Annotated in this window: 17 protein-coding genes; 10 read left to right on the top strand and 7 right to left on the bottom strand. The window is 70.6% G+C overall.

Annotated elements, in window-relative coordinates; all coding sequences use genetic code 11:
* Window positions 1-28 precede the first annotated feature (28 nt).
* The 3 genes from ACQBAU_RS12760 to ACQBAU_RS12750 all read right to left on the bottom strand — a co-directional run bounded on the left by ACQBAU_RS12760 (window position 29) and on the right by ACQBAU_RS12750 (window position 2,811).
* On the bottom strand, window positions 29-1,411 hold the full coding sequence (locus ACQBAU_RS12760) for a GNAT family N-acetyltransferase (protein ID WP_465257055.1): 1,383 nt from the start codon (window positions 1,409-1,411) through the stop codon (window positions 29-31).
* A gap of 229 nt (window positions 1,412-1,640) precedes the next feature.
* Window positions 1,641-1,940, bottom strand: a complete 300-nt coding sequence (locus tag ACQBAU_RS12755; protein WP_465257054.1) for a YciI family protein — start codon at window positions 1,938-1,940, stop codon at window positions 1,641-1,643.
* A gap of 10 nt (window positions 1,941-1,950) precedes the next feature.
* Window positions 1,951-2,811, bottom strand: a complete 861-nt coding sequence (locus ACQBAU_RS12750; RefSeq protein ID WP_465257053.1) for an FUSC family protein — start codon at window positions 2,809-2,811, stop codon at window positions 1,951-1,953.
* A 1,124-nt stretch (window positions 2,812-3,935) separates the two neighbouring features.
* Between ACQBAU_RS12750 and ACQBAU_RS12745 the strand changes: the two genes are divergently transcribed.
* Complete coding sequence (locus ACQBAU_RS12745; protein WP_465257052.1) at window positions 3,936-4,907, top strand: helix-hairpin-helix domain-containing protein; 972 nt, start codon at window positions 3,936-3,938, stop codon at window positions 4,905-4,907.
* Between the two features lie 52 nt (window positions 4,908-4,959).
* Window positions 4,960-7,392, top strand: coding sequence for a ComEC/Rec2 family competence protein (locus ACQBAU_RS12740; protein ID WP_465257051.1), 2,433 nt, complete (start codon window positions 4,960-4,962; stop codon window positions 7,390-7,392).
* A gap of 90 nt (window positions 7,393-7,482) precedes the next feature.
* Here the strand turns inward: ACQBAU_RS12740 and ACQBAU_RS12735 are convergent, their stop codons facing one another.
* The 4 genes from ACQBAU_RS12735 to ACQBAU_RS12720 form a co-directional block, all read right to left on the bottom strand.
* The gene (locus ACQBAU_RS12735) at window positions 7,483-7,962 is read right to left on the bottom strand and encodes a hypothetical protein (RefSeq protein WP_465257050.1); all 480 of its coding nucleotides are present in this window, start codon (window positions 7,960-7,962) and stop codon (window positions 7,483-7,485) included.
* A gap of 16 nt (window positions 7,963-7,978) precedes the next feature.
* Complete coding sequence (locus tag ACQBAU_RS12730) at window positions 7,979-8,155, bottom strand: hypothetical protein (protein ID WP_465257049.1); 177 nt, start codon at window positions 8,153-8,155, stop codon at window positions 7,979-7,981.
* A 286-nt stretch (window positions 8,156-8,441) separates the two neighbouring features.
* Complete coding sequence (locus tag ACQBAU_RS12725; RefSeq protein WP_434548949.1) at window positions 8,442-9,251, bottom strand: serine hydrolase; 810 nt, start codon at window positions 9,249-9,251, stop codon at window positions 8,442-8,444.
* Window positions 9,248-10,126 (bottom strand): LysR family transcriptional regulator, encoded by an 879-nt coding sequence (locus ACQBAU_RS12720; protein ID WP_434548950.1) that lies wholly within the window; start codon window positions 10,124-10,126, stop codon window positions 9,248-9,250. The genes ACQBAU_RS12725 and ACQBAU_RS12720 overlap by 4 nt, the downstream gene beginning before the upstream one ends.
* A gap of 177 nt (window positions 10,127-10,303) precedes the next feature.
* Here ACQBAU_RS12720 and ACQBAU_RS12715 point away from each other — a divergent pair, with 177 nt between their 5' ends.
* The 8 genes from ACQBAU_RS12715 (at window position 10,304) to ACQBAU_RS12680 (ending at window position 21,235) form a co-directional block, all read left to right on the top strand.
* Window positions 10,304-12,247 carry a penicillin-binding transpeptidase domain-containing protein gene (locus ACQBAU_RS12715; RefSeq protein ID WP_465257048.1) on the top strand — a complete coding sequence of 648 codons (1,944 nt, stop codon included), beginning with the start codon at window positions 10,304-10,306 and terminating at the stop codon, window positions 12,245-12,247.
* On the top strand, window positions 12,244-13,623 hold the full coding sequence (locus tag ACQBAU_RS12710) for a DUF2809 domain-containing protein (protein WP_465257047.1): 1,380 nt from the start codon (window positions 12,244-12,246) through the stop codon (window positions 13,621-13,623). Before ACQBAU_RS12715 ends, ACQBAU_RS12710 begins: the two co-directional genes overlap by 4 nt.
* A gap of 177 nt (window positions 13,624-13,800) precedes the next feature.
* The gene (locus ACQBAU_RS12705) at window positions 13,801-14,403 is read left to right on the top strand and encodes a hypothetical protein (RefSeq protein WP_465257046.1); all 603 of its coding nucleotides are present in this window, start codon (window positions 13,801-13,803) and stop codon (window positions 14,401-14,403) included.
* A 397-nt stretch (window positions 14,404-14,800) separates the two neighbouring features.
* Window positions 14,801-15,829 carry a hypothetical protein gene (locus ACQBAU_RS12700; RefSeq protein ID WP_465257045.1) on the top strand — a complete coding sequence of 343 codons (1,029 nt, stop codon included), beginning with the start codon at window positions 14,801-14,803 and terminating at the stop codon, window positions 15,827-15,829.
* Window positions 15,790-16,470: a CehA/McbA family metallohydrolase domain-containing protein gene (locus ACQBAU_RS12695; RefSeq protein ID WP_465257044.1), complete on the top strand. Its 681-nt coding sequence runs from the start codon at window positions 15,790-15,792 to the stop codon at window positions 16,468-16,470. Before ACQBAU_RS12700 ends, ACQBAU_RS12695 begins: the two co-directional genes overlap by 40 nt.
* A 232-nt stretch (window positions 16,471-16,702) precedes the next feature.
* Window positions 16,703-18,181, top strand: coding sequence for an HNH endonuclease signature motif containing protein (locus ACQBAU_RS12690; protein WP_465259365.1), 1,479 nt, complete (start codon window positions 16,703-16,705; stop codon window positions 18,179-18,181).
* Between the two features lie 167 nt (window positions 18,182-18,348).
* Complete coding sequence (locus ACQBAU_RS12685; protein WP_465259364.1) at window positions 18,349-20,118, top strand: thiamine pyrophosphate-binding protein; 1,770 nt, start codon at window positions 18,349-18,351, stop codon at window positions 20,116-20,118.
* 94 nt (window positions 20,119-20,212) lie between these two features.
* Window positions 20,213-21,235, top strand: coding sequence for a Gfo/Idh/MocA family protein (locus ACQBAU_RS12680; protein ID WP_434551606.1), 1,023 nt, complete (start codon window positions 20,213-20,215; stop codon window positions 21,233-21,235).
* The last annotated feature ends 5 nt before the right edge of the window (window positions 21,236-21,240 follow it).

Raw genomic sequence — 21,240 nt, 5'->3', positions numbered from 1 at the left:
GGTCGAGCAGCGAAGGGACGTCGGTCGGTCAGTCGAGCGGCTGGTCGAGCACCATCGTCAGCTCGGGCGGGTGCGGCGGGTGCGGGCACGTGGTGCGCTCCCCGGTCTCCCGCCAGCCCAGCATCCGGTAGTGCTCACGGGCGCCGGTGTTGTCCTCGAGCACGTTCAGGCTGGCCCGCGGGCTGCCGTGGGCGAAGATCTGATCGGTCGCGTACGACATCAGCTCGCGGCTGTGCGTCCACCGTGCCCGCTCCGGCAGGATGCCGAGGTGCCGGATCCGGACCTTGTCGAACGCCAGGTAGCCGACCGGATGCCCGTCGAGCTCGGCCACCCGGACCTTCACCCGCCGGTCGGCGAGGACATCACGCCAGGTCTGGGAGAGGCTGCCGGTCGGGAACGGCTCGGGCCCGAGCACGTGGGAGAGGGCGGCCCCGTTGACCTGCTGCTCCAACCGGACCAGCGTGGCCAGGTCGTCGGCGTTGGCCCGCCGGATGATCAGGTCGTCGTCCTCGTCGTGGTCCGACCCGGCGGCAGCCGATCCCGCGGTCTGGGGGCGGGTGGCGTCGTCGAGCCCGTCGATCGGGAGCGGGGCCGGGGGCGGTGCTGCCGGCGAGGCCGACACGGCGGAGACGGGCGGGATGGGTGAGGCGGCGGGGACGGCGGAGTCGGCCGGGACGGGTGAGTCGGCCGGGACGGCGGAGGCGGTCGGGACGGGGGACGCCGGGTGGTCGGAGTCGACCCGGTCCGCCCGCTCGGACTCGACCCGGATCGTGTCGTCGACCTCCATCGCCACCTCGTCCGCGTCCCGACGTACCGTCATGTCCGTCGGCGCGTCGTCGGGCACCGGGCCGCGCAGTGGGTGGTCCCGGTCGGCGTCGAAGGCCGCGGCGTCGTGGCGCGTGGTGAACGCCGTGGTCGGCTCGGCGTCACGGTCGGTCCGGCGGACCCGGTTGCGCTCCCGCGACTTGGCGGGGGCCTTGGTGGTCGCCTCGTCCAGCAGCACCAGCAGGGTCTCGGTCACCTTGTCGGCGCGGGTGCGCTTGTGCCGGTGGATGGCGCGGTCCGACTTCTGCACACACCACGCCTCGACGACACCGTCGTCGTGCCGGATCTGCAGGCCGTTGCGGCCGGGCACGATGTCGTGCACCTCGTCGGCGTCGAGGACATGGGTCCGCATCGGGTTGTGGACCCACAGGTGGCGGTCGAACACGACCTTCGGGTGCAGCGCGAACCGCCACAGGTACAAGATCCCGAGCAGCGCCAGCACCATCAACGTGATGATGATCGCGGGGCTGCCGAGTTGTCGGTACCAGAGCAGTCCCAGACCGGCAATCGCGGCGATGCCGCCCAGGATCACCAGCGCGGCGAAGATCCGAGTCGCCGCCGCACTCCTGAACACCCGCCTTCGCACGACGGAGAATCTACCCCGTGACGGGCCAGCCGGTGCACGCACCCATGACCCCCCGGTCGGCAACAATCGCCTGCAGGACCTTGTGGCGAGTACCGGCCGGGTGGGGAGGGGCATCCCCCACCCGGCCGTGTCCCCGCAGGTGTCCGAATCGGACCGCTGGCCCCTCCTTCGACGGTTCGTGACCAACCCGTCGCCGTCGAGGCTCGGCGATCGAGGTCAGTCGGTGAGGTCAGCCGGTGAGGTCGTCCCGGTTCGCGCCCAGCACCACGTTCCACTCCCGGACGGCGGTGTCGACGATCAGGTCGGCCGCCGCGAACGGGTCGCCGGCCAGAATCGTACGGACCTCCTCGGCGCCGTCGGCGCGGATGAGCAGCAGCGCACCGGCGCCGGCGTCGTCGCTGAACGGTCCGGCGGCACGCAGCGTGCCGCGGTCGGCCAGTGCGCCGAGGAAGCCGCGATGGTCCGGGCGGTGGCGGTCGAGGGCGGCGGCGTCGTCGGTGTAGGTGTAGGTGACGGCAAACAGGCTCATGGGCGCAACCCTATGGCTGGCCGGCACCGGTCAGCGCCGCTTCCACGGCCCGGAGTTGTGCGCTCAGCTCGGCCGCGCTCCGGTGCCGGGCGACGGGGTGTTCGGTGATGGGTGCCAGCTGCTTCGATGCCGCGGCGAATCGTTCCCCGGACCGGCGCAGGTCCGGGTGCCAGCAGGCTCCCAGCACGAGGTGTCCCATCCGAGTGAGGTCCCGTTCCAGCTGCAGGTACGGGCCGACCCGGGCGGGCGCATCGGCGGCGGAGCGTTGTGCCACCGTTCGTGACTCGAGCAGCTCGTGGTGCAGCCGCCGCCGGTGGAACAGCGCGACCGGCCCGTCGACCTGTCCGGTCGCGAGGTCGTCGAGCACGGCTTGCAGGGCGAGGACGACCTGTCGGGCGTGGGCCCGCAACTGCAACTCGGGCCGGACCCGGCCGGTGAGCCACAGCACCAGCAGTGCCGACGCCACCGCGATCACGGTGTCGAGGGCACGGTCGGCGACAAGGGTGTCGACCGGTGCGCCGGGGGCGGCGGCGGTGGCGACGGTCAGCGCCAGCGGGGTCAGGAAGATCACCGCGACCCCGTAGTTGCGGGTCACCATCATCTCGACGGCGAACTGCAACACCACCACGACCATCACGACCACCCAGGCGTCCGGCTGCAGTCGGAGGACGAAGCCGTACGCCACCAGTCCGAGCAGGGTGCCCAGGAGTCGTTGCACAGCACGGTGGGTCTGGGCGAGCCGGGTGCCGCCCTGATTGAGGATCAGCAGTGAGAACGCCACCGCCCAGTAGACGTGCCCGTTCGCCAGGGCCAACGCGACGGCGCCGGCGAGCAGTGCGGCGGGTCCGACCCGGTTGACGGCGTGCAGCACCTCCGACGGCCAGTGGGCGGCGCTGCGGATCAGGTGGCCGGCGTCGGCGACCCAGGGCGGTGTCGCGGAACTGTTCGGCCTCGACCGCCAGCGCGGAAGTCCGGTCCTCGGCGTCGGAGCCCTCGGGCATCGTTGCGGACGGTTCATCGGTGGGGAGGGCGACGGTCCAGTTCGTCACCGATGCGGTGTCGCCGGCGAGTCGGACCGAGTAGCGGGCCTGGACGGAGGCCAGCCGCTGCACCATGGCCGAGTGTGAGCCGCCGTCGGCGACCGTCGTCCAGGCCGTGTGGAGGGCGGTGGCGCCGCCGTGGTGGGTGGCGGTGATGTCGTCCCGGCCGCGGGCCGACTCGTAGGCGTCGACGGCCACTCCGGCATGCTCGATCGCGACCCGTTCCGGTCGCCGCGGGTCGAACACCAGGTCGCTCATGCCGACGACGACCGCGATCGCTGCGCCGCCGGCGACGCTGAGGACCAGCGGTACGGCCGGGGCACCGCCGGAGACCGCCAGGCCGGCGACGCCTTGGGCCAGCACGAAGAAGAAGGCGTTGGGTGGGCCGGTGCGCAGCGCGAGACACAAGAACACCGCCACCATCGCCGACAGCACCAGGACGACGAGGTGGAGGACCGGTTGCCAGGCGGTGAGTGCCCCGAGCAGGGCCGAGCCGGTCAGGCTGCCGCCCACGACCAGCATCATCCGGATCCAGCGGCGCCAGGCGGTGGCCGGGCCGTACAGGATGGTGAACGCACCGAGACTGGCGAGGAAGCCGAGCTGTTCCTGTCCCAGGGCGACCGCCAGTGTCAGCGGGATGCCCATCGCGACGGCAGCCTTGACCGCGATCACGGCCCGTGGCGGCGACGCCTGCATCGAGTACAGGAACCGCAGGTGCCGGCGTTGCCGCAGCACCGTGCCGGCGTTGCCGCAGCACCGTGCCGGCGATCGTCCGAGATCTGTCAGGGACGGCTGTCGGGTCGGCGGGGTCGGGCACGTGTCCACCGTATGGCCCTGCCTCCGCGGTATGGCCGGGGAGACGAGTTGTCCCCAACCGGGTGACCGACCCCGAGCACTGTCCACAGCAGACCGGATCAGGTGACGTAGCCAGGTGGCGGCGTCCCACTGTGTTGGCATGGCCCGTCCGGATCCGCAGCTCAGCGAACACCTCCGACGCCGTCTCGAGCACGCCCTGGGTCGTCCTTCGGGGGAGGCGGTTCCCCAACGCGCCCAGCCGGCACGACGGGCCGCCACCGGCCCTGTCCGTACCGCTCGGGTCGACGAGTCGTTGATCCAGACGGTGCTACGCGCCCCGGACGCCGACCTTCCCGACGCTGTCGGGGCTGCCGCACCGGAGGTGGTCGGTGACGTGCCGGGGACGCGCGCACGGCCGGTCACCCCGGTGCCCCGGTTCGACCGGCGCCACCTGTGGGTCGTGGTCGCGGTGCTCACGGTCGCGGTGGTCATCGCCGGGTGGATGCTGCTCCGGGCCCGGGACGAGGCGATCGGTGCCACCCCTCGTCCGTCGGCGCCGTCGGTGTCGGGTCCCTCGGTGTCAGAACCCTCGGTGTCGGGCCGGCCGGGGACGGCCGGCCCGTCGGGTGGCGCCACCGGTGGGCCGGGCATCTCACCCTCGCCGGCCATGATCAAGGTCCACGTCACCGGGGCGGTCCGAGAGCCGGGCGTGGTCACGGTGGCCGAGGGGGCCCGGGTCGGTGACGTGATCGACCGGGCCGGTGGCCTGACCGAGGCCGCCCGGCCGGGACGGCTCAACCTCGCCCAGCTCGTCGCCGACGGCGACCAGGTCTTCGTCGCCGACGAACCGGGGGAGGAGAGCGAGGTCCGGGCTGGCTCGGCCGGGGGTGGTGGCGCGGGCGGTGGCGGTGCGGGTGGCGGCCCGGGAGGTGCGACCACCGCGAAGGTCGACCTCAACACCGCAACGCTGGCGCAGCTGGAGGCGCTGCCGGGCGTGGGCCCGGTGACCGCCCAGGCGATCATGAGCTGGCGGGAGGAGCACGGTCGCTTCAGCCGGATCGAGGAACTGCAGGAGATCGATGGGATCGGCCCCAAGACCTATGCCCGCATCGCCCCGCACGTCCGCGTCTGACGCGGCGTCGCACCTCGACCACTGCGCCGGGGACACCACGGGCAGCACTGACATGACGGGCGCGGTCGACGGGGCCGACGGGGCCGATGGGGCCGATGGGGCCGATGGGGCCGACACCCCGCAGCCGCCAGACGCATCCCCGGCCGCCCCGGTGGACTGGCGACTGGCGCCGGTGGCGGTCGGGGCGTGGGCGACCTCGTGGGCGGTCACCAGCCAGCTGTGGTGGCCACTCGGGCTGACCGCTGCCGGATGCGTGGCACTCGGTGCCGTGGCCTGGCGACGTCGCTCGTACGCACTGGTCGCGACCCTGCTGGTCGTCGTCGTGCTCGGTGGGCTCGGCTGGGTCCGCAGTGCCGCCCTGCACTCCGGTGCCGTCGCCGAACTGGCCGACGCGGGGGCATTGGCCGTGCTGGAGGTCAGCACGACCGCCGATCCGCGCGAGGTCGGAGCCGGTACGACGGCCAGCGTGATCCTGCGGGCCGACGTCGGGCAGGTCGAGGGTCGGGGCCGGACGACGTCGACGTCGGTGCCGGTGCTGTTGATCATGTCCGGTCGCGCGGACCCGGCCGGCCCAGGAGGGCCGGCGCTGCACCACGCGCTGGTCGGATCACGGTGGCAGGTCACCGGACTCCTCGAGCGACCCGACCCCGGCTCCGAGCTGGCTGCCGTGGTCCGGGTCACCGCGGCCCACCGGATCGCCGAGCCGAACGCGGGCTGGCGGGCGGTCGAGCACGTTCGCGGTGGCCTCCGGGAGGCCGTGCAGGACCGGCCGGCAGGCCCCCGCGCGCTGGTCCCCGCGCTGGTGCTGGGGGACACCGGCGCGATGTCGCCAGAACTGCACGCCGACTTCGTGACGACCGGGCTGACCCACCTGACCGCGGTCTCGGGTGCCAACCTGACACTCCTGCTGGGGTTCTTGATGGTGCTGGCGCGATGGCTCGGGGTCCGGGGTCGGGGCCTGACCGTGGTCGGCCTGCTCGCGGTGGCGGTGTTCGTCGCGTTGTGCCGTACCGAGCCCAGCGTGCTGCGGGCGACCGCGATGGGGCTGGTCGCCCTGGCCGCGGTGGGACGCGGCAGTCGCGGTACCCGCGGGGTACGTCACCTGTGCGTGGCCGTGATCGGGTTGCTGATGGTCGATCCGTGGTTGGGCCGGTCGGTCGGGTTCGCGCTGTCCACGCTGGCGACCGCTGGGATCATCGCGTGGGCGGGGGCCTGGGCCGATCGGATGCGGTGGGCACCCCGGGTCGTGGGGGAGGCGATCGCGGTCCCGCTCGCGGCGCAGGTCGCCACCCAGCCGGTGGTGACCGGCCTGTCCGGGCAGCTCAGCCTCGTCGGGTTGTTGGCCAACGCCCTGGCCGGGCCGCTGGTGGGCCCGGCCACCGTGGCCGGGTTCGCCGCTGCAGGGTTGTCGGTGCTCCACCCGGTGCCGGCCGCCGTCGCCGGCTGGGTCGCCGCACTCCCGGCCCACGGCATCATCCTGATCGGTACGACCCTGGCACGACTGCCCGGGGCGGCCACCACCTGGCCGGCCACCCCGGTCGCGTTGGTCGTGCTCGGCGCGGCCTGTCTGCTGTCGATCTGGTGGATCCCGAAACTGATCACCTCGGGCTGGGTGTGCCTGGCGGTCGCGCTCGCGATCGTGGTGCTGCTGCTCCGGGCGCCGGTGCAGCCGGGTTGGCCGCCCAAGGACTGGGCGCTGACGATGTGTGACGTCGGGCAGGGCGACGCGGGTGTGGTCAACCTCGGGCGCGGCGCAGCAGTCGTCGTCGACACCGGCCCCGACCCGGCGGCGCTCGACCGTTGCCTTGATCAACTGGGGGTGCGCGAGGTGCCGCTGGTGGTGCTCACCCACTACCACGCCGACCATGTCGGCGGCGTTGCCGGCTTGTGGCAGGGGCGTCGGGTCGGACTCGTGCTGACCACGGCGGCCCCGCTTCCCGCCGACACCGCCGCGGCGGTGGACGCCATGGTCATCGGTCAGGGCACTGAACTGCGCCGTACCGTGGCCGGTGAGCTGATCATGGTCGGTGGGGTCCGGTGGGAGACGTTCTGGCCGACCCCGGCCGCCGTCGACCGGTTCCTGGCGGTCGGCCAGGGGCAACCGGCCGACGGCGGCGAGTCGGCGATGGAGAACGACACGTCGGTCGTCGGTCGACTCACCGTCGACGAGGTGTCCGTGCTGTTCACCGGAGACATCGAGCCGACCGGGCAGGCCGAGCTGCTCCGAGCCGGCTTCGACCTGCGCAGTGACGTGCTGAAGGTGCCGCACCACGGGTCACGACGCCAGGATGCCCGGTTCATAGCCGCGACCGGTGCGACGCTCGCCGTGACGTCCTCCGGCGAGGGGAACTCGTACGGCCACCCGGCGGCAGCGACCGTGGCCCTGTTGCAACGCAACGGCATGCGCGTGTTGCGGACCGATCGTCAGGGAGGCGTGGCCATTGCCGCGACCGGCTCAGGATGGCGTACCACCACCCAGCGCTGAGAGGTCGTCGTCCGGGAACGGGGTCGTGGTCAGCCGGGGTCGTCTCCCGGGGCCGGGGCCGGGCCGGGCCGGCGTCAGTTGGTGTCGTCGTCAGTGCTCATGGTCAGCCGGGGTCGACACCGCGGCCTCCAGCCGCCATGGGCGTTGGTCCGACACCGCCGGGAGTTCCTCCAGCACGGGTGCGATGTGGGGTGGGGCCGGGTCGGCCCACGCGGCCGACGGTTGTGCCCGAGTGCCGGCGAGGTCCGGCACCGTGCCGAGTCGATCGACCTGTTCGGTCAGCGCGTCCAGCACCGAGCGCAACTGCACCTGGGCGACCTGGGCGAAGGTCCGGACGTACTCCACCTCGGTGATCGGTCGGTCGTAGGCCACGCCGGTTGCCGCGCCCAGGGCTGCCGCGCCCACCTCGATCGGGTCGGAACCGCGAGGAGCGCGAGCTGCGGCCTCCCGCGCCTGGTCGAGGATTTCCTTCTGCTGGCGGCGGGCCGCCGTCATCAGGTCCTGGGCACGCTCGACCGCCTCGTCGATCAGTTGGTCGACGATCTGTTGTGCCTGGGTGAACAGCGCCACCGCCTGCGGATTGATCTCACCCGGGGGCCTCGACGGGCTGCTCCTGCCGGGCCCGGTCCAGTTCGTGACTGAGCCGATCGACCTCGGAAGCCATGAACCCCTCCAGATTCGTGCCGTCAGTCCCGAACCACAGCGACCCGGATCCCTTGTCCTGATGGACGGCGACCATCTTGGCACCACGTGGCAGAGTCACCCATCAAGGCGTAAGCGGTCGAGTTGGGACATTGTTCACGGCCCCGTCGTGTCGCTGCGAATTGGCTGAAACCTGTGGTCACTTTTGTTGGTCGGGCGCCCAAACCTGTGGTTCGATGTGTGCCCGACGGGTGATCATGTGATCACCGCTGACGGTGCTGTGTCGTTCGCCTTGGCGACCGCACGACCATTGTTGATCATGGTCCGGAATCGATCACCGTGACGAGACGCAGGGCGACCGGGGTGGTCCTGATCAAGGACGGTGGCACTCCGCCAGATGAATTTGATCATGGAACGAGCGAGCCGCGGCGGAGGGCGAGGACTCCGGCTCTGGCGATCTCGCCGATCGTCCGGTCATGATCAGGATGAGCGATCGGATCGTCCTGCCGCGTCAGCACGGCGACCGCGTACAGCTGGTCACCGGGGAAGCTCACGACGCCGATCTCGTGGCGCCACCGAGCCATCGTGCCGGTCTTGCCGGCCACCACGACGTCAGGTGCGGGGAAACCGGATCCGAGTCGGTGCTGCCACACCTGCCGGGCCATCAGGTCACGGATGTGGCTGCACCAGGCCGGACTCGCCGCCTCGTCACGCCACACCAGTTCCAGCAGCCGTACGCAGGCCGCGGCCGACCCGGTGCTGGCACCGTCGGCGCTGAGCTCCGGGGTGGCCGTGGCGCGGTCGTACATCTCGCACAGTGGCTCGGTCATCGTGATCGGGACGTCCAGTGCGGCGAGTTCCTCGGTCACCCCGGCCGGCCCGCCGATCGCCTCGCACAGGCCGTCCGCCGCCGCGTTGTCGCTGATGGTCAGGGCCAGGTACGCGGCATCGCGAAGCGACAGGGTGACCGGGTCCCGCATCGCCGAGATCCCTGTGGTGCCGACACTTCGGCGATCCGGGACCAGCTCCATCATCGACGCCGGATCGACCTCACCGCGATCCGCCCGGCGTGCCATCGCGACCACGATCGGAACCTTGATCACTGATGCCAGGGGCAGTTCAAGGTGTGGTTGGTGGTCGATGCTGTCGCCGGAATCGAGGGCTGTGACCCGGACCGAGCCGACCGCACCCACCCGCCGGAGCAACTCGCCGATCATGGTCGGGTCCCGGCCCGGCCGCTCGTCCCGCCGAGCACTTCGGCGCACAACGCCACCAGGGTGTCGTGCTGGTCCGGCTCGGCGCCTGAGTGCCACCGCAGCTGCCAGTGGCGGCGCAGGTCCTGGTTCACCAGCGGGATCCACGCCAGGCCCGCCTCCTCGGCATGGGCCGCATCGGTCAGGCAGGTGCAGTCGCCGGTTCCTGCCCGGGCCAGGGCGGCGACCGGGTCGACCCCGGACTCCAGCAGTCCGCCCGACAGTCCGTGTCGCTCCAACAGGACTCGGGTCGCCGGCTCGGCCGGGGCGTCCTCGGACAACAGCAACAGGGGGATGCCGGCGAGGTCGGAGGGGTGAACGGCCGGCATCCGGGTCAGCGGGTGGTCCGACCGGACACCCACGCCGAGCTCCTGACTGATCGACGCGTCACGGGCGGTCACCGGCACCAGGCCTGCGGTGTACGTACCGTCACGGACCCCCGCGTCCCGCGCGGCGGGTCCACACAGGGCAGGCACCACCGGTCGTCCGAACCACAGCTCGGCCTGCGTGATCATGGTGATGACCCGCTCCGTCGTCAGGGTCTCGGGCAGGGCGAAGTGCAGCACCTGCGCCGCGGTGGCGGTCTCGGCAAGGCGTTGCGCGAGCCCGTCGGCACGGGTCACCAGCAATCGCGCCTCGGGCAGCAGTGCCCGGCCGGCGTCGGTCAGCCGGATCTGTCGCCTGCTCCGATCGAACAGGGTGGCCCCGAGCTCGCCCTCCAGTGCCTTGATCCGTTGGCTCAACGGCGGCTGTGACATGCCGAGGACCTCGGCGGCTCGGCCGAAGTGCCCCTCCTCGGCGACCGTCACGAAGTAGCGCAGGTGCTTCAGCAGGTCCATCGCTTCCTCTCGTCCATCGCTTCTCTCCCGGTCATTGCTTCCTGACGCTCGTCGCTTCCTGACAATCGGCATCCGCGTCTCGCGTCGGCGGGCCGATCAACATTTCACCATTTTGATATGAGTCTGGACCTTTCACGCTATTGGACACAGTGTCTGTGTGTCGACCACCCTGAGGCCATGCGTGATCGTGTGGGGCAGGTACGGGTGGTGGCGGTCGTGGCGGCGGTCGTGCTGGCATTGCTCGGGGCATGTACGGGGAGTCCGCAGCCACCCGGTCCGCAGCGGCCGACCGAGCCGGTGGCTCCGCTGGGTCAGGCCCTCGCGGCGGCTCTCACCGAAGGCAGTCTGGCCGACGTACCGGTCGACGATCCCGAACGCGCCGCGGCCGGGCTGACCGAGATCCTGCGGGGGATGGACGGGCTACGCCCCGAGGTCACCGCCGGCCAGGCCCGTCCGGCGGGGGAGATGGTCGACGTACCCCTGCACCTGGTGTGGCAGTTGGGCACCCAGCAGTGGACCTACGACACCGTGGCGACCTTCCAGCCGCAGGACGGGGCGTGGGTGCTGCGCTGGGACCCGACGGTGCTGCACCCCGAACTGACTGCCACCACGCGGCTGGTCCACCAGCGTGAGGCGGCGAAGCGTGGGCGAATCCTCGGTGCCGACAACATCCCGCTGGCCGACCTGCTGCCCGTCGTCCGGCTCGGGATCGACAAGTCCCGGATGGACGCCGATGCGTCCACCGCGTCGGCTGCACGCCTTGCCCAGACGCTGGACCTGGACGTGGAGCGGTACGTGGCACGGGTCCGCGCCGCGGGTGAGAAGGCCTTCGTCGAAGCCATCGTGCTCCGTGGCCGGGGAGAGGGTGTCCCCGACGAGTTCTACGACATCCCCGGTGCCCTGCTGCTCCGCGACGAATGGGTGCTGTCGACCCGGCGCGGTCGGGCGGAGGCCGTCATCGGCACGGTCGGCGACGCGACGGCCGAGCGGGTGGCGGAGTCCGAGGGACGGATCGTCGGGGGCGACCGTGTCGGACTGACCGGATTGCAACTGCGGTACGACGAACAACTGCGCGGCGTCGCGGGACACACCGTCTCGCTGGCCTCACGAGGCCCCGCGAACACCCCGGGTGCGAGCCCGTCCCCGAGTGCACCGGAGGCGTCCCCGTCGACGAGCACCGAGCCTCGCCCCCTGGTCCTGGTGGATCCCCGGCCCGGTACGGATCTCGTGGTGTCCTTGGACGCCGTGCTGCAGGACCGGGCCGAGGCGGTGATCGCCGAGCATCCCTCGGCCACGGCGATGGCTGTGGTGCAACCGTCCACCGGTGCGGTCCTGGTGTTGGCCACCAACCCCGCTGCGGAGGGCCAGGCGCTGGCCAACACCGGCCGGTTCCCACCCGGCTCCACCTTCAAGGTGGCCACCGCGCTGGCACTGTTGCGTGCCGGGATGACGGCGGAGACGGCGTTGGAGTGCACCGAGTTCATCACCGTGCACGGTCGCCGCTTCAAGAACTACACCGACTTCCCCCGCGACCGGTTGGGCACGATGACCCTGCGCGACGCGATCGCCACCTCCTGCAACACGGCCTTGATCTCGCAGCACGCCAGGCTCGACGGACCGCAGCTCCGCGAGGCCGCGGCGAGCCTCGGCGTCGGTGTTGATCATGATTCGGGCTTCCCGGCCTTCTACGGCTCGGTCCCCGACCCCGTCGACCTGGTCGGGCTCGCGGCAGCCGGGATCGGACAGGGCACGGTGGAGGCGTCACCGATGGCGATGGCCGGACTGACGGCCTCCGTCGCGGCCGGGCGTACGGTCGTGCCGTGGCTGGTCGAGTCGGCCGAGAAGCCGACCCCGTCGGGCAAGCCGTTGACGGCAGGGGAGGCTGCGGCGCTGCAGTCCATGATGCGTGCGGTCGTGACGTCGGGTACCGGGCGGACCCTGTCATCGGTGGCCGTCGGTGCCAAGTCCGGCACTGCGGAGTACGGCACGGAGAACCCGCCGCGCACCCACGCGTGGATGATCGCGTACACCGACGACGACCTGGCCGTCGCGGTGATGATCCATGACGGCCAGTCGGGTTCGGGTGACGCGGCCCCGTTGATCAAGGAGTTCCTGGCATGAGTGCCGTACGCAACCTCGCGATCGCGTTGCTGGTCGTGGTGATCGGCTGCGGCCTGGTCATCCAGCGCCACCGGCAGTACGAATGGAGCGACCCACTCGGCACCGTGCTGTACGTCGTGGCCGTCGGCTTGTTGATCATGGCCGTACGACCCTCCCTCGGCCCCGCGATCGTGGCCCTGGCTGCCGGCGGAGCCGCCCTGTCAGTGGAGTTGCTGCAGTGGACCGAGCTTCCGGCGATCATGGTGGGCCACCTACCGGTGCTGCGGCTGGCGCTGGGCTCGCGGTTCTCGGTCATCGATGTCGGCTGGCTGCTGGTGGGGGCCATCGGCTGTTGGTCGGTCGCACGACTCGTGTCGTCGCGCCTGCGTGATCGGCCGGCGTGGAGTCGCGCGGCGGTCAGGATCGCCGTGGTGGTGGCGATCCTGCTGCTCGTCTCCGGGATCGCCCCACCGCTTCCGGGACATCTCGCGTGGGCACCGTTCACCGCATCGATGTGCGTGCTCGTGGCCGAGGTCGTCGACCTGTTGCGAGGCCTGAGTCGTGATGACGGCCGACCCACGGCCGAGGTGATCATGGGGCGACTCGTCGTCGGAACCCCCGTCGCGCTGGTGTCGGCGGCCTTCGCCCTGCCCGTGGTCGGGTGGGGGAACCGGATCGCGGCACCACTGGCGGCCGCCGTCGTCGTGGCGTGGATCGGGGTGCTCGGCGCGATGCTGGCCGTGGTGGCCGGGTGGCGCGATGGCGTACCCCAACGCTTCCGGACCATGATCGGCATCGGTGCGGCGGTGGCGGTCGTGGCTGCATCACTGGCGCTGACGTACGGCCCGCCGGGGGGGAGCTCGCCCGGGCCCAGCCCCATCACCACGCAACCGCGGCCCACCGTGGTCGATCGCCCGACCGTTGCGCCGCCGCCACCGGTGACACCACCACCGCCGGCGGGTACGGCCGCGGCGGACCTGCGGCCGTGCTCGGTGGCGGAGTTGGACGCACGCACCCAGGGCTGGGACTCGGCGATGTTCGAGACCTGGGTCACCGTCGTGGTGACGAATCGGTCCGGCACCCCCTGTGCGGTCGACGGCCTGCCCACGGTGTCGATCCTGCAGGGCCGCACTCCGCTCGAGCTGGCCGTTGACCATGTCTCGGCGGAGCGTCCCGGCACCGTCGAACAGCCACACCGTCGACAGGTCGACCCCGGCGGTGCGGTCAGCGTGCTGCTCCGTTGGGACGGTTACCGGAACCAGGCTGACCTCGAGACACCCCAGGCGCTCACGCTGCACGCCCCGGGAATCGGCAGCATCCCGGTTCGGCTCGACCAGGGGCCCGCCCCGTTCGATCTGATGGACGGTGGCAGCATCAGCGTCTCCGCGTGGCGGTGACGGTCCCGGACCACCCGCGGTAGGTGTGGAGCCCGCCGGGGCACATCGGAACGATCGGGCCACATCGGAACGATCGGGCCACATCGGAACGATCCAGGGGTTGCTCGCAGGGCTGGTCGATCTCGGCTGGCATGGCCAAGGCCCCCGTCCTGTGGGGCCGGGTGGACCGCTCGGGCGGTGGGTGTTCAGTCGGCGGAGTTGGGTGACTGCGGCGACTCCGGCGACTGGGGTGACTGCGGGCTGACCGGGGAGGCCGGGCTCTGGGCGCTGACCGGGGAGGCCGGGCTCTGGGCGCTGACGGGCGACTTCGGGCTGACCGGGCTCTGGGCGCTGACCGGTGACTTCGGGCTGACCGGTGAAGCGGGGCTCTGGGGCGAGACCGGGCTGGCCGGTGACTGTGCCGAGACCGGCGACTTCGGGCTGACCGGGGACTTGGCCGACAGCGGGGAGGCCGGGCTGGCCTGGGGTGCCTGCTGGGTGGCGCTGGCCGGGCTGGTGGCGCTGGCCGACGGGGCGGCTGCGGAGGTGGCCGAGGCGCTGGGCGAGTTGGTCGCACTGACCGGCGAGACCGGCGGCTGCGGGTTGGCCGTGGTCGACTGGGTCGCGGTGACGGCGATGCCGCTGCCCGGCACGTCTGCGTCGGCGCCCGGCATGGCGGCGAAGGTTGCGACGGGGGCGAGGACGAATGCTGCTGCGCCGCCGATGATGGTCCACTTGGTTGTCTTCTTCATGTCAATCATTCAACGTGACGTGAATGAGGTGGTCAGGAGAGTTGTGTGAGACGTTCCTCATCTGGGGTGGCACCCTTCTCATCTGGCCTCATGAACGATCGATCCCGCAGCCGTGACGGCGTCGGCTGCCCCTCGATGTGCTCGAGACCACGTCTCGATCCAGCAGATGCCTGTCGTGCCCGTACCACCGGATCCACACGCTCGTCCCAGCAGGCCGCTGTGGAGTTCATCTGGGTCCCGATTGGTGTTCACGGCCCGGTTGCCGGCCGCCTCGACGATGAGGACGGTCCCTGCGCCAGCCGAAAGGTTCGCTCCCATGTCTCTTCAGGTCAATCGTCGTCAGGTCCTCGAACTCGGTGCCGCCGTGGCCGCTGGATTGGCTGCCCAATCAGGGCTGGGGGCGGTCAGTACAGCTCGCGCCGCGACGCGCCACCATGCCCGTCAGCATGGCCATGCACATTCATTCCAGCTTCTCCGAGGGCGGTAGCTACGCCGCCGCGGGTGGTGGCGGGAGCATGATGGCCCAGCTGGCTGAGGCGGCCAAGCACGGCGTGGATGTCATCTGGTGGACCGATCATGACTGGCGTGCGCAGGCGTACGGCTACTACCCCGGGATGTCGTTGAACGGGACGAACGAGGACATGGGCGTCCGCTGGAATCCCCGTGAGCCGGAATCGGTGGTGGATCCACGGCACGAGTTCTCGGTTCGACATCGTGGACCGCACCAGCGCGACGCTGCCCTACGCGTCGAAGCGACCGCTGCCGGAGCCGACTGGGGTTCGTACTTCTTGTGGCCCAAGGGCGGGAACAGCTTCTACACGACCAATCTCAGCGACACCACGATCAGTGTCGATGTGCAGGGTGATCAACTGGGGGAGGACGCCGAGGCGGTCATCGAGGTCGGTACCTCCTACCGGCCGGCCACGGCCGGGCGCCCGGCGGGCGAGTACGTCCTGCAGTACCGGCTCGGAGCAACAGCGGGTCGCGAGTTGGCGGAGCCGCTGGTCGGTGTGGTCACCACGCGGAGCACCCGCCGCTGGCAGACCCTGAGCCTGAACCCCCTTGCCGACATCAAGTCCTTCTGGCCGGATCTGGTCGCCGAGGACTCCGTCATCAGTCGGATCTGGTTCGGGGTCCGTGCGCGCAATCGGAGCCGGGCCGTCGCCTCATTCGACCGAGCCCAGTTTCACCGCACCCGGGACCAGCTGGAATGGCCGGTGCTGACCCAACGGGCACTGATGGATGAGTTGGCTCCTCGATACCCCACCGTTCGACAGCACCTCGCCAGCGAGGTGTCCATGGTCCGCCACCTCAACGTCTTCATGCCGACTTCGAGCTGTTTCCCTATCCGGATCAGGGCGTGGCCCCGGTGTTGGACGGATCAGCCGAAGCCTGCCGGGCGATGGTGTCGTGGTACCAGCAGCGAGGCGCACTCGTGCAGTACAACCACCCACCGGTCGATGCCGCCGAGCTGATCGAGACCCGGGCCTTCGGCGCAGACCTGCTGGAAGTCTGGAATGCACCCGGCGGGGATGAGCAGCTCCTGGCCGATCGAATCAGCTTGTTCGATGTCGCCTGCCGCCATCGCATCTTCATGACCGCGACCGGAACCAGTGATGACCACACCGGCGTGAACTGGTTGTGGTTCCGGCTGAACTGCCTCACCTCGGTCTGGGCCGCGTCGACCGATCTACCGGATCTGCTGTCGGCGTTGGCATCCGGGCAGGCCTGGCTGCACCATCTGCAGCATTGGCGGGACGGTCGCATCAACCTGACCAGCGACGGCGTTCCGGTGATGGGCAAGGTGCTCACGGCCTCGGAGGCCGAGATCGTCGTGACCGTGGACAACGTGCCCAGCAACGCCACGGTGACGGTCATCCGCGGAGTCAGTGACGGTCTGGGTGACGCACCCTCGGTGGATCGAGTGGAACACCCGGCGAGTGCCTTCACCGGTGGGCCGTTCCCGATCACGATGGATCGCGGAGTGGGAGCATATCTGCGCGTGGAGGTGTACGCCGAGGACGGGATGCTCATCGGCATGAGCAACCCATGTTGGCTGCTGCCCGAGGGCACCGAGGTACCACCAGCTCGACAGAGTTCCACAGTTGCTCGATGAATCGATCCCCTCACCGGGGGCTGGCCCGAGTGCTCATCGGCGGCTCATCTCGGTTCAGGAGAGTGCTGACGGGCCGTTCGGATGGGGTGTCAGTGGTGGGTGGGAGAATGGGGTGGGCAGGTGCGGGTTGGGTGGTCGGATCGGCCGGGATCTGTTGCCTGTAAGGAAAACTCGTCGAAAAAGTTGCCCCCGACCCCTTGATCGAACAGGTGTACGAATCTAGAATTGGGGTATGAGCAACGACGCCCCCCACCGGCCCGACGGCAGCGGCCCCGACCCGCTGGAGCCACCCCAGCCGGCACCGGACGCACTCGGTCCGGACGGTCCCGCTGACCGCGACACCCCGCACCGCGACGTGACAGCCGGCACCGCAGCCGACCCGACTGCGGGGCTGCCTGCCGACACCGATGACGGTGTGTCGGGGCCGGTGGCGGCGTTGGCGGTGTTCGAGGCCGGGCTGGTCGGGCTGCTCGGCCTGGCGGAGGCCGCGTGGACGGGGCTGGCCGCTGATGAGTTGTTGGGGGTGATCAAGGGGTTCGAATCGATCCGGAACCGGATGGTCCAGATCGACCATCAGCTCGTCCACGCCAGCACCATCAACCGGTTGGCGGACCGGCAGGCGTTCGCCACGACCACCCAGCTCCTCGCCGGGACCGTGTTGATCCGCACCGCTGAGGCCGCCGGCCGGGTCGCCACCACCCGAGAACTCCGCCCGAGCGTGTCGATGACTGGGGAGCCGGTCGAGCCGCGGCGGCCGCATCTGGCCGCGGCGGTCGCGACCGGACGCGTCACCCCCACCCACACCCAGATCGCGTTACGCGCCCTCAGCAAGATCGGCAAGGTCGCCCACACCACCGCCGAACAGGTCGAGCAGGCCGAACAAGATTTGGCCAGCCACGCGCCGGTGCTGACCCCGCGACAGTTCCAGGTGTTCGCCGACAAACTCGTCGACGTGATCGACCCCGACGGGGTCCTGCCCGACGACCGGGACCACGAAGGCCGCCGCGGCCTGAACTGGTGGGAAACCCGCGACGGGTCGTGGCGGATCGAGGGCCGGATCACCCCCGCCCTGGCACACCAGCTGAATGCCGTGTTCGACCCACTCACGCTGCCCCAGGACGGACCCGACGGCCCCGACGTCCGCGACCAGCCCCAACGGACCCACGACGCACTCGAGATGCTCCTCTCCCGGATCCTCCGTGGTCCCGGGCTGCCCGAGTTCGGCGGCACCCCGACCACGGTGTTCGTCACGATCAACTACCAAGACCTGCTCGACGAAACCGGCCACGGCACCTTCACCGACGGCACCCCCATCGCCACCGACACCCTGCTCAAGATGGCCGCCCAGGCCGACATCCTGCCCGTCGTCCTCACCAGCGAAGGCCAAGTCCTCCACCTCGGCCGGTCCCAACGGATCGCGACAAAACACCTCACCCATGCCCTGTATGCCCGGGACAAGGGCTGCTCGTTCCCCGGCTGCCACGTCACCCCCCAATGGTGCGAACGACACCACATCCACCCCTGGCACCGCGACGGGGAGACCAACCTGGACAACATGACCCTGCTGTGTCGCTACCACCACCACAACTTCGAACGCCTCGCCTGGACCTGCCACCTCAACAACGACGGCATCCCCGAATGGACCCCACCCGCCTACATCGACCCCACCCAAACCCCGATCACCAACACCCGCATCCGCCACGCCGCCTGACCCGACCCCGCCAGCCCACCACCCCGACACCGCCAGTCGTCACCCCGACACACCCCCGCGTGCCGGGGCCTCCGGCCTGCCCAGAACCGGCCAGACGACCAACAGGGCCTGGCGTCGAGTCTTACGGCTGGGGAGCGGCAACTGACGGTCACGGGCGTATGCTCACCATGTCCGACGGACCCACGTCGGTGCTCGAAAAATGGGCACGCAGCCGCTCCGGTCAGGAGCCGGGCGCGCGAGACACATACGGCCTCATCACCCGTTTCTCGCGAAGGGCTTCGCCCATGTCCACCGTTTCCGATCACGTCACACGCGCCATTGCTGCTCACGTCGACCATGTGTTCGGTGTCATGGGCAACGGCAATGCCCACTTCCTCGACAGCCTTGAACGTGCCACCCACGTCACCTACACCGCGGTGCGGCACGAGGCGGGGGCGGTGGTTGCCGCCGATGCGCACTACCGAGCCGGCGGGGGACTGGCCGTCGCCACCACGACGTACGGCGCTGGGTTCACCAACACCCTGACCGCGCTTGCCGAAGCCGTACAGGCACACAGCCCACTGGTGCTGGTGGTCGGCGACGAGCCGACGTCGGGACCGCGGCCGTGGGACGTCGACCAGATCGCCATGGCCTCGGCGGTGGGTGCGCGGACGTACACCGTGGGCCGGGCCGATGCCGCGGCGACCACCGTCATCGCGATCGAGCATGCGCTGACCTACCGGGTGCCGACGGTGCTGGCCATCCCGTACGACGTGGCCAGGCTCGAGGTCGGTCCGGTTCCCGAACTGCCCGAACCCCGACTGCCGTCACCGCGAGCGCCGATGGGTCCCTTCGCGGCTGCTGCCGTGGACGACCTGGCCCGGACACTCGCGGTGGCGGAGCGCCCGTTCCTGCTGGCAGGGCGTGGCGCATGGCTCTCCGGTGCAACCGACCCACTGGGCCGTCTGGCTGATGCGACCGGCGCGGTCACGGCATCGACCGCACTGGGACGCGGGGTGTTCCCACGCTCCGAGTACGACCTCGGTGTCACCGGCGGCTTCGGGGCGGCCCGGGCGATGGAGTTGATTCGATCCGCCGACGTGGCGGTGGTGTTCGGGGCTTCACTCAACCAGTTCACGATGCGGTTCGGAGACCTGTTCGCGCCCGGGACGCACGTCGTCCAGGTCGACACCGCTCCCGCCGCGACGCATCCCCACGTCGGTGGCTTTCTTCGAGCCGATGCGGCGCTGGCGGCCGAGGCGCTGGTCGCCGCCCTGGCCAAGCTCAACGCGACACCGTCCGGCTGGCGCGACCGCGTCGACGCCGCAGCACTGGGCGAGCAGGATCCGGGCGAGACTCTGGCCTCGGACGGCAGGTTGGATCCGCGGTCGGCGGCGGTGCGGATCGGCGAACTGTTGCCCGCGGACCGGGTGGTGGTCTCCGACGGCGGGCACTTCATCGGCTGGGCCAACATGTACTGGCCGGTCGCGACACCGGACCGGATGATCATGGTCGGGACGGCCTACCAGTCGATCGGTCTCGGCTTCGCGTCGGTGCCAGGTGCCGCCCTGGCCAAGCCCGACTCCACGATCGTGCTAACCACCGGCGACGGTGGTGGCCTGATGGCGCTCGCCGACCTGGAGTCCGCGGTCCGCGTGGCCGGTGGGTGTGGTCTGGCCGTGGTGTGGAACGATCGCGCGTACGGGGCAGAGGTCAACCTGTACGGGGTGCAGGGGCTTGCGATGGGGCCGATGATGATCCCCGACGTCGACTTCGCCAAGCTGGCCGAGGCTGTCGGGGCCGAGGGGGTCCGGGTCCGCACCCTCGACGACCTCGATCGACTCGCGGCCTGGGCGGCCACCCCTCCGACCGACCGCCGGTTCCTTTTGCTGGACCTGCAGGTCTCGGGCTCCGTCATCGCGCCCTACCAGCTCGAGGTGATCAAGGTGAACAGCTGACGACCCGGACAGGTCCTGACAGATGCTGACAGGTGCTGACCAGACAGACGTCGCGGGGGCTGCGCCCAAGCCCCGCTGGTCGTAGGTTGGGTCCATGACACTCCCGAGCACCCGCATCGCCCATCCGTCCGAGGCGCCGGCGATCCGCTGGGGAATACTCGCGCCCGGTGGCATCGCCACCGCCATCGCCACGACGATGCGGGCCAACACCCGACAAGACATCGTTGCCGTCGGGTCCCGATCCACCGACCGGGCCGCCGAGTTCGCCGCCAGGTTCGAGATCCCGCGGAGCTACGGGTCGTACGAACAGTTGGTCGCCGACGACGCCGTGGACGCGATCCTGGTGGCCTCACCGCACAGTCACCACGCCGAGCAGGCGATGTTGGCGATCGAGGCGGGCAAGCACGTCATGGTGCAGAAGCCGTTCACGCCGACGTCGGCGGAGGCGCGCCGCATCATTGATGCCGCCCGGGCCGCCGATGTCACCGTGATGGAAGCGATGTGGGCCCGCTGCCTGCCGCACCTGGACGTGTTGCGTCAGCTGTTGGCCGACGGGGTGCTCGGCGAGATCGAATCGGTGATCGCCGACCTCGGCATGCATTTCGCGTACGAACCGGAGCATCGGCTGTTCAATCCCGAGCTGGCGGGTGGGGCGATGCTCGACCTCGGTGTCTACACCGTGCAGTTCGCCTCCTTCGTCCTGGGGACGCCGGGCCGCGTCCGGGCGCTCGGCACCCGCGTCGGCACCGGGGTCGATCGGCAGGTGTCGATGCTGCTGGACCGACACCCCGATCACCCACAGGCGCACGGCCTGCTCAACACGACCCTGGCGGCGCAGACCCCGAGCACCGCCTCGATCAGCGGATCAGCGGGCGCGGTGCACCTCGACACGATCTTCTACATGCCGAACCGAGTTCGCTGGATCCCGCGGAACGGTGAGCCCGAGTTGTCACCCGTCCCGGAGCTCGTCGGCCGGGAAGGCTTGGCGTACCAGTTCGCCCACTTCGCCGACCTGGTGAGTGAAGGCCGGCGGGAGTCCGACCTGATGCCACTGGACGAGACGCTCAGTGTGATCGAGACGATGGAACGCGTGCTGCAGGCGGCGTTCGACGACTGATGGCG

It is taken from the genome of Carbonicoccus niuqiaonis (assembly GCF_050157065.1).
GTDB lineage: Bacteria > Actinomycetota > Actinomycetes > Propionibacteriales > Propionibacteriaceae > Avipropionibacterium.
The sequence above is the reverse complement of the archived record's forward strand: the minus strand, read 5'-3'. Positions and strand labels throughout refer to the sequence as shown.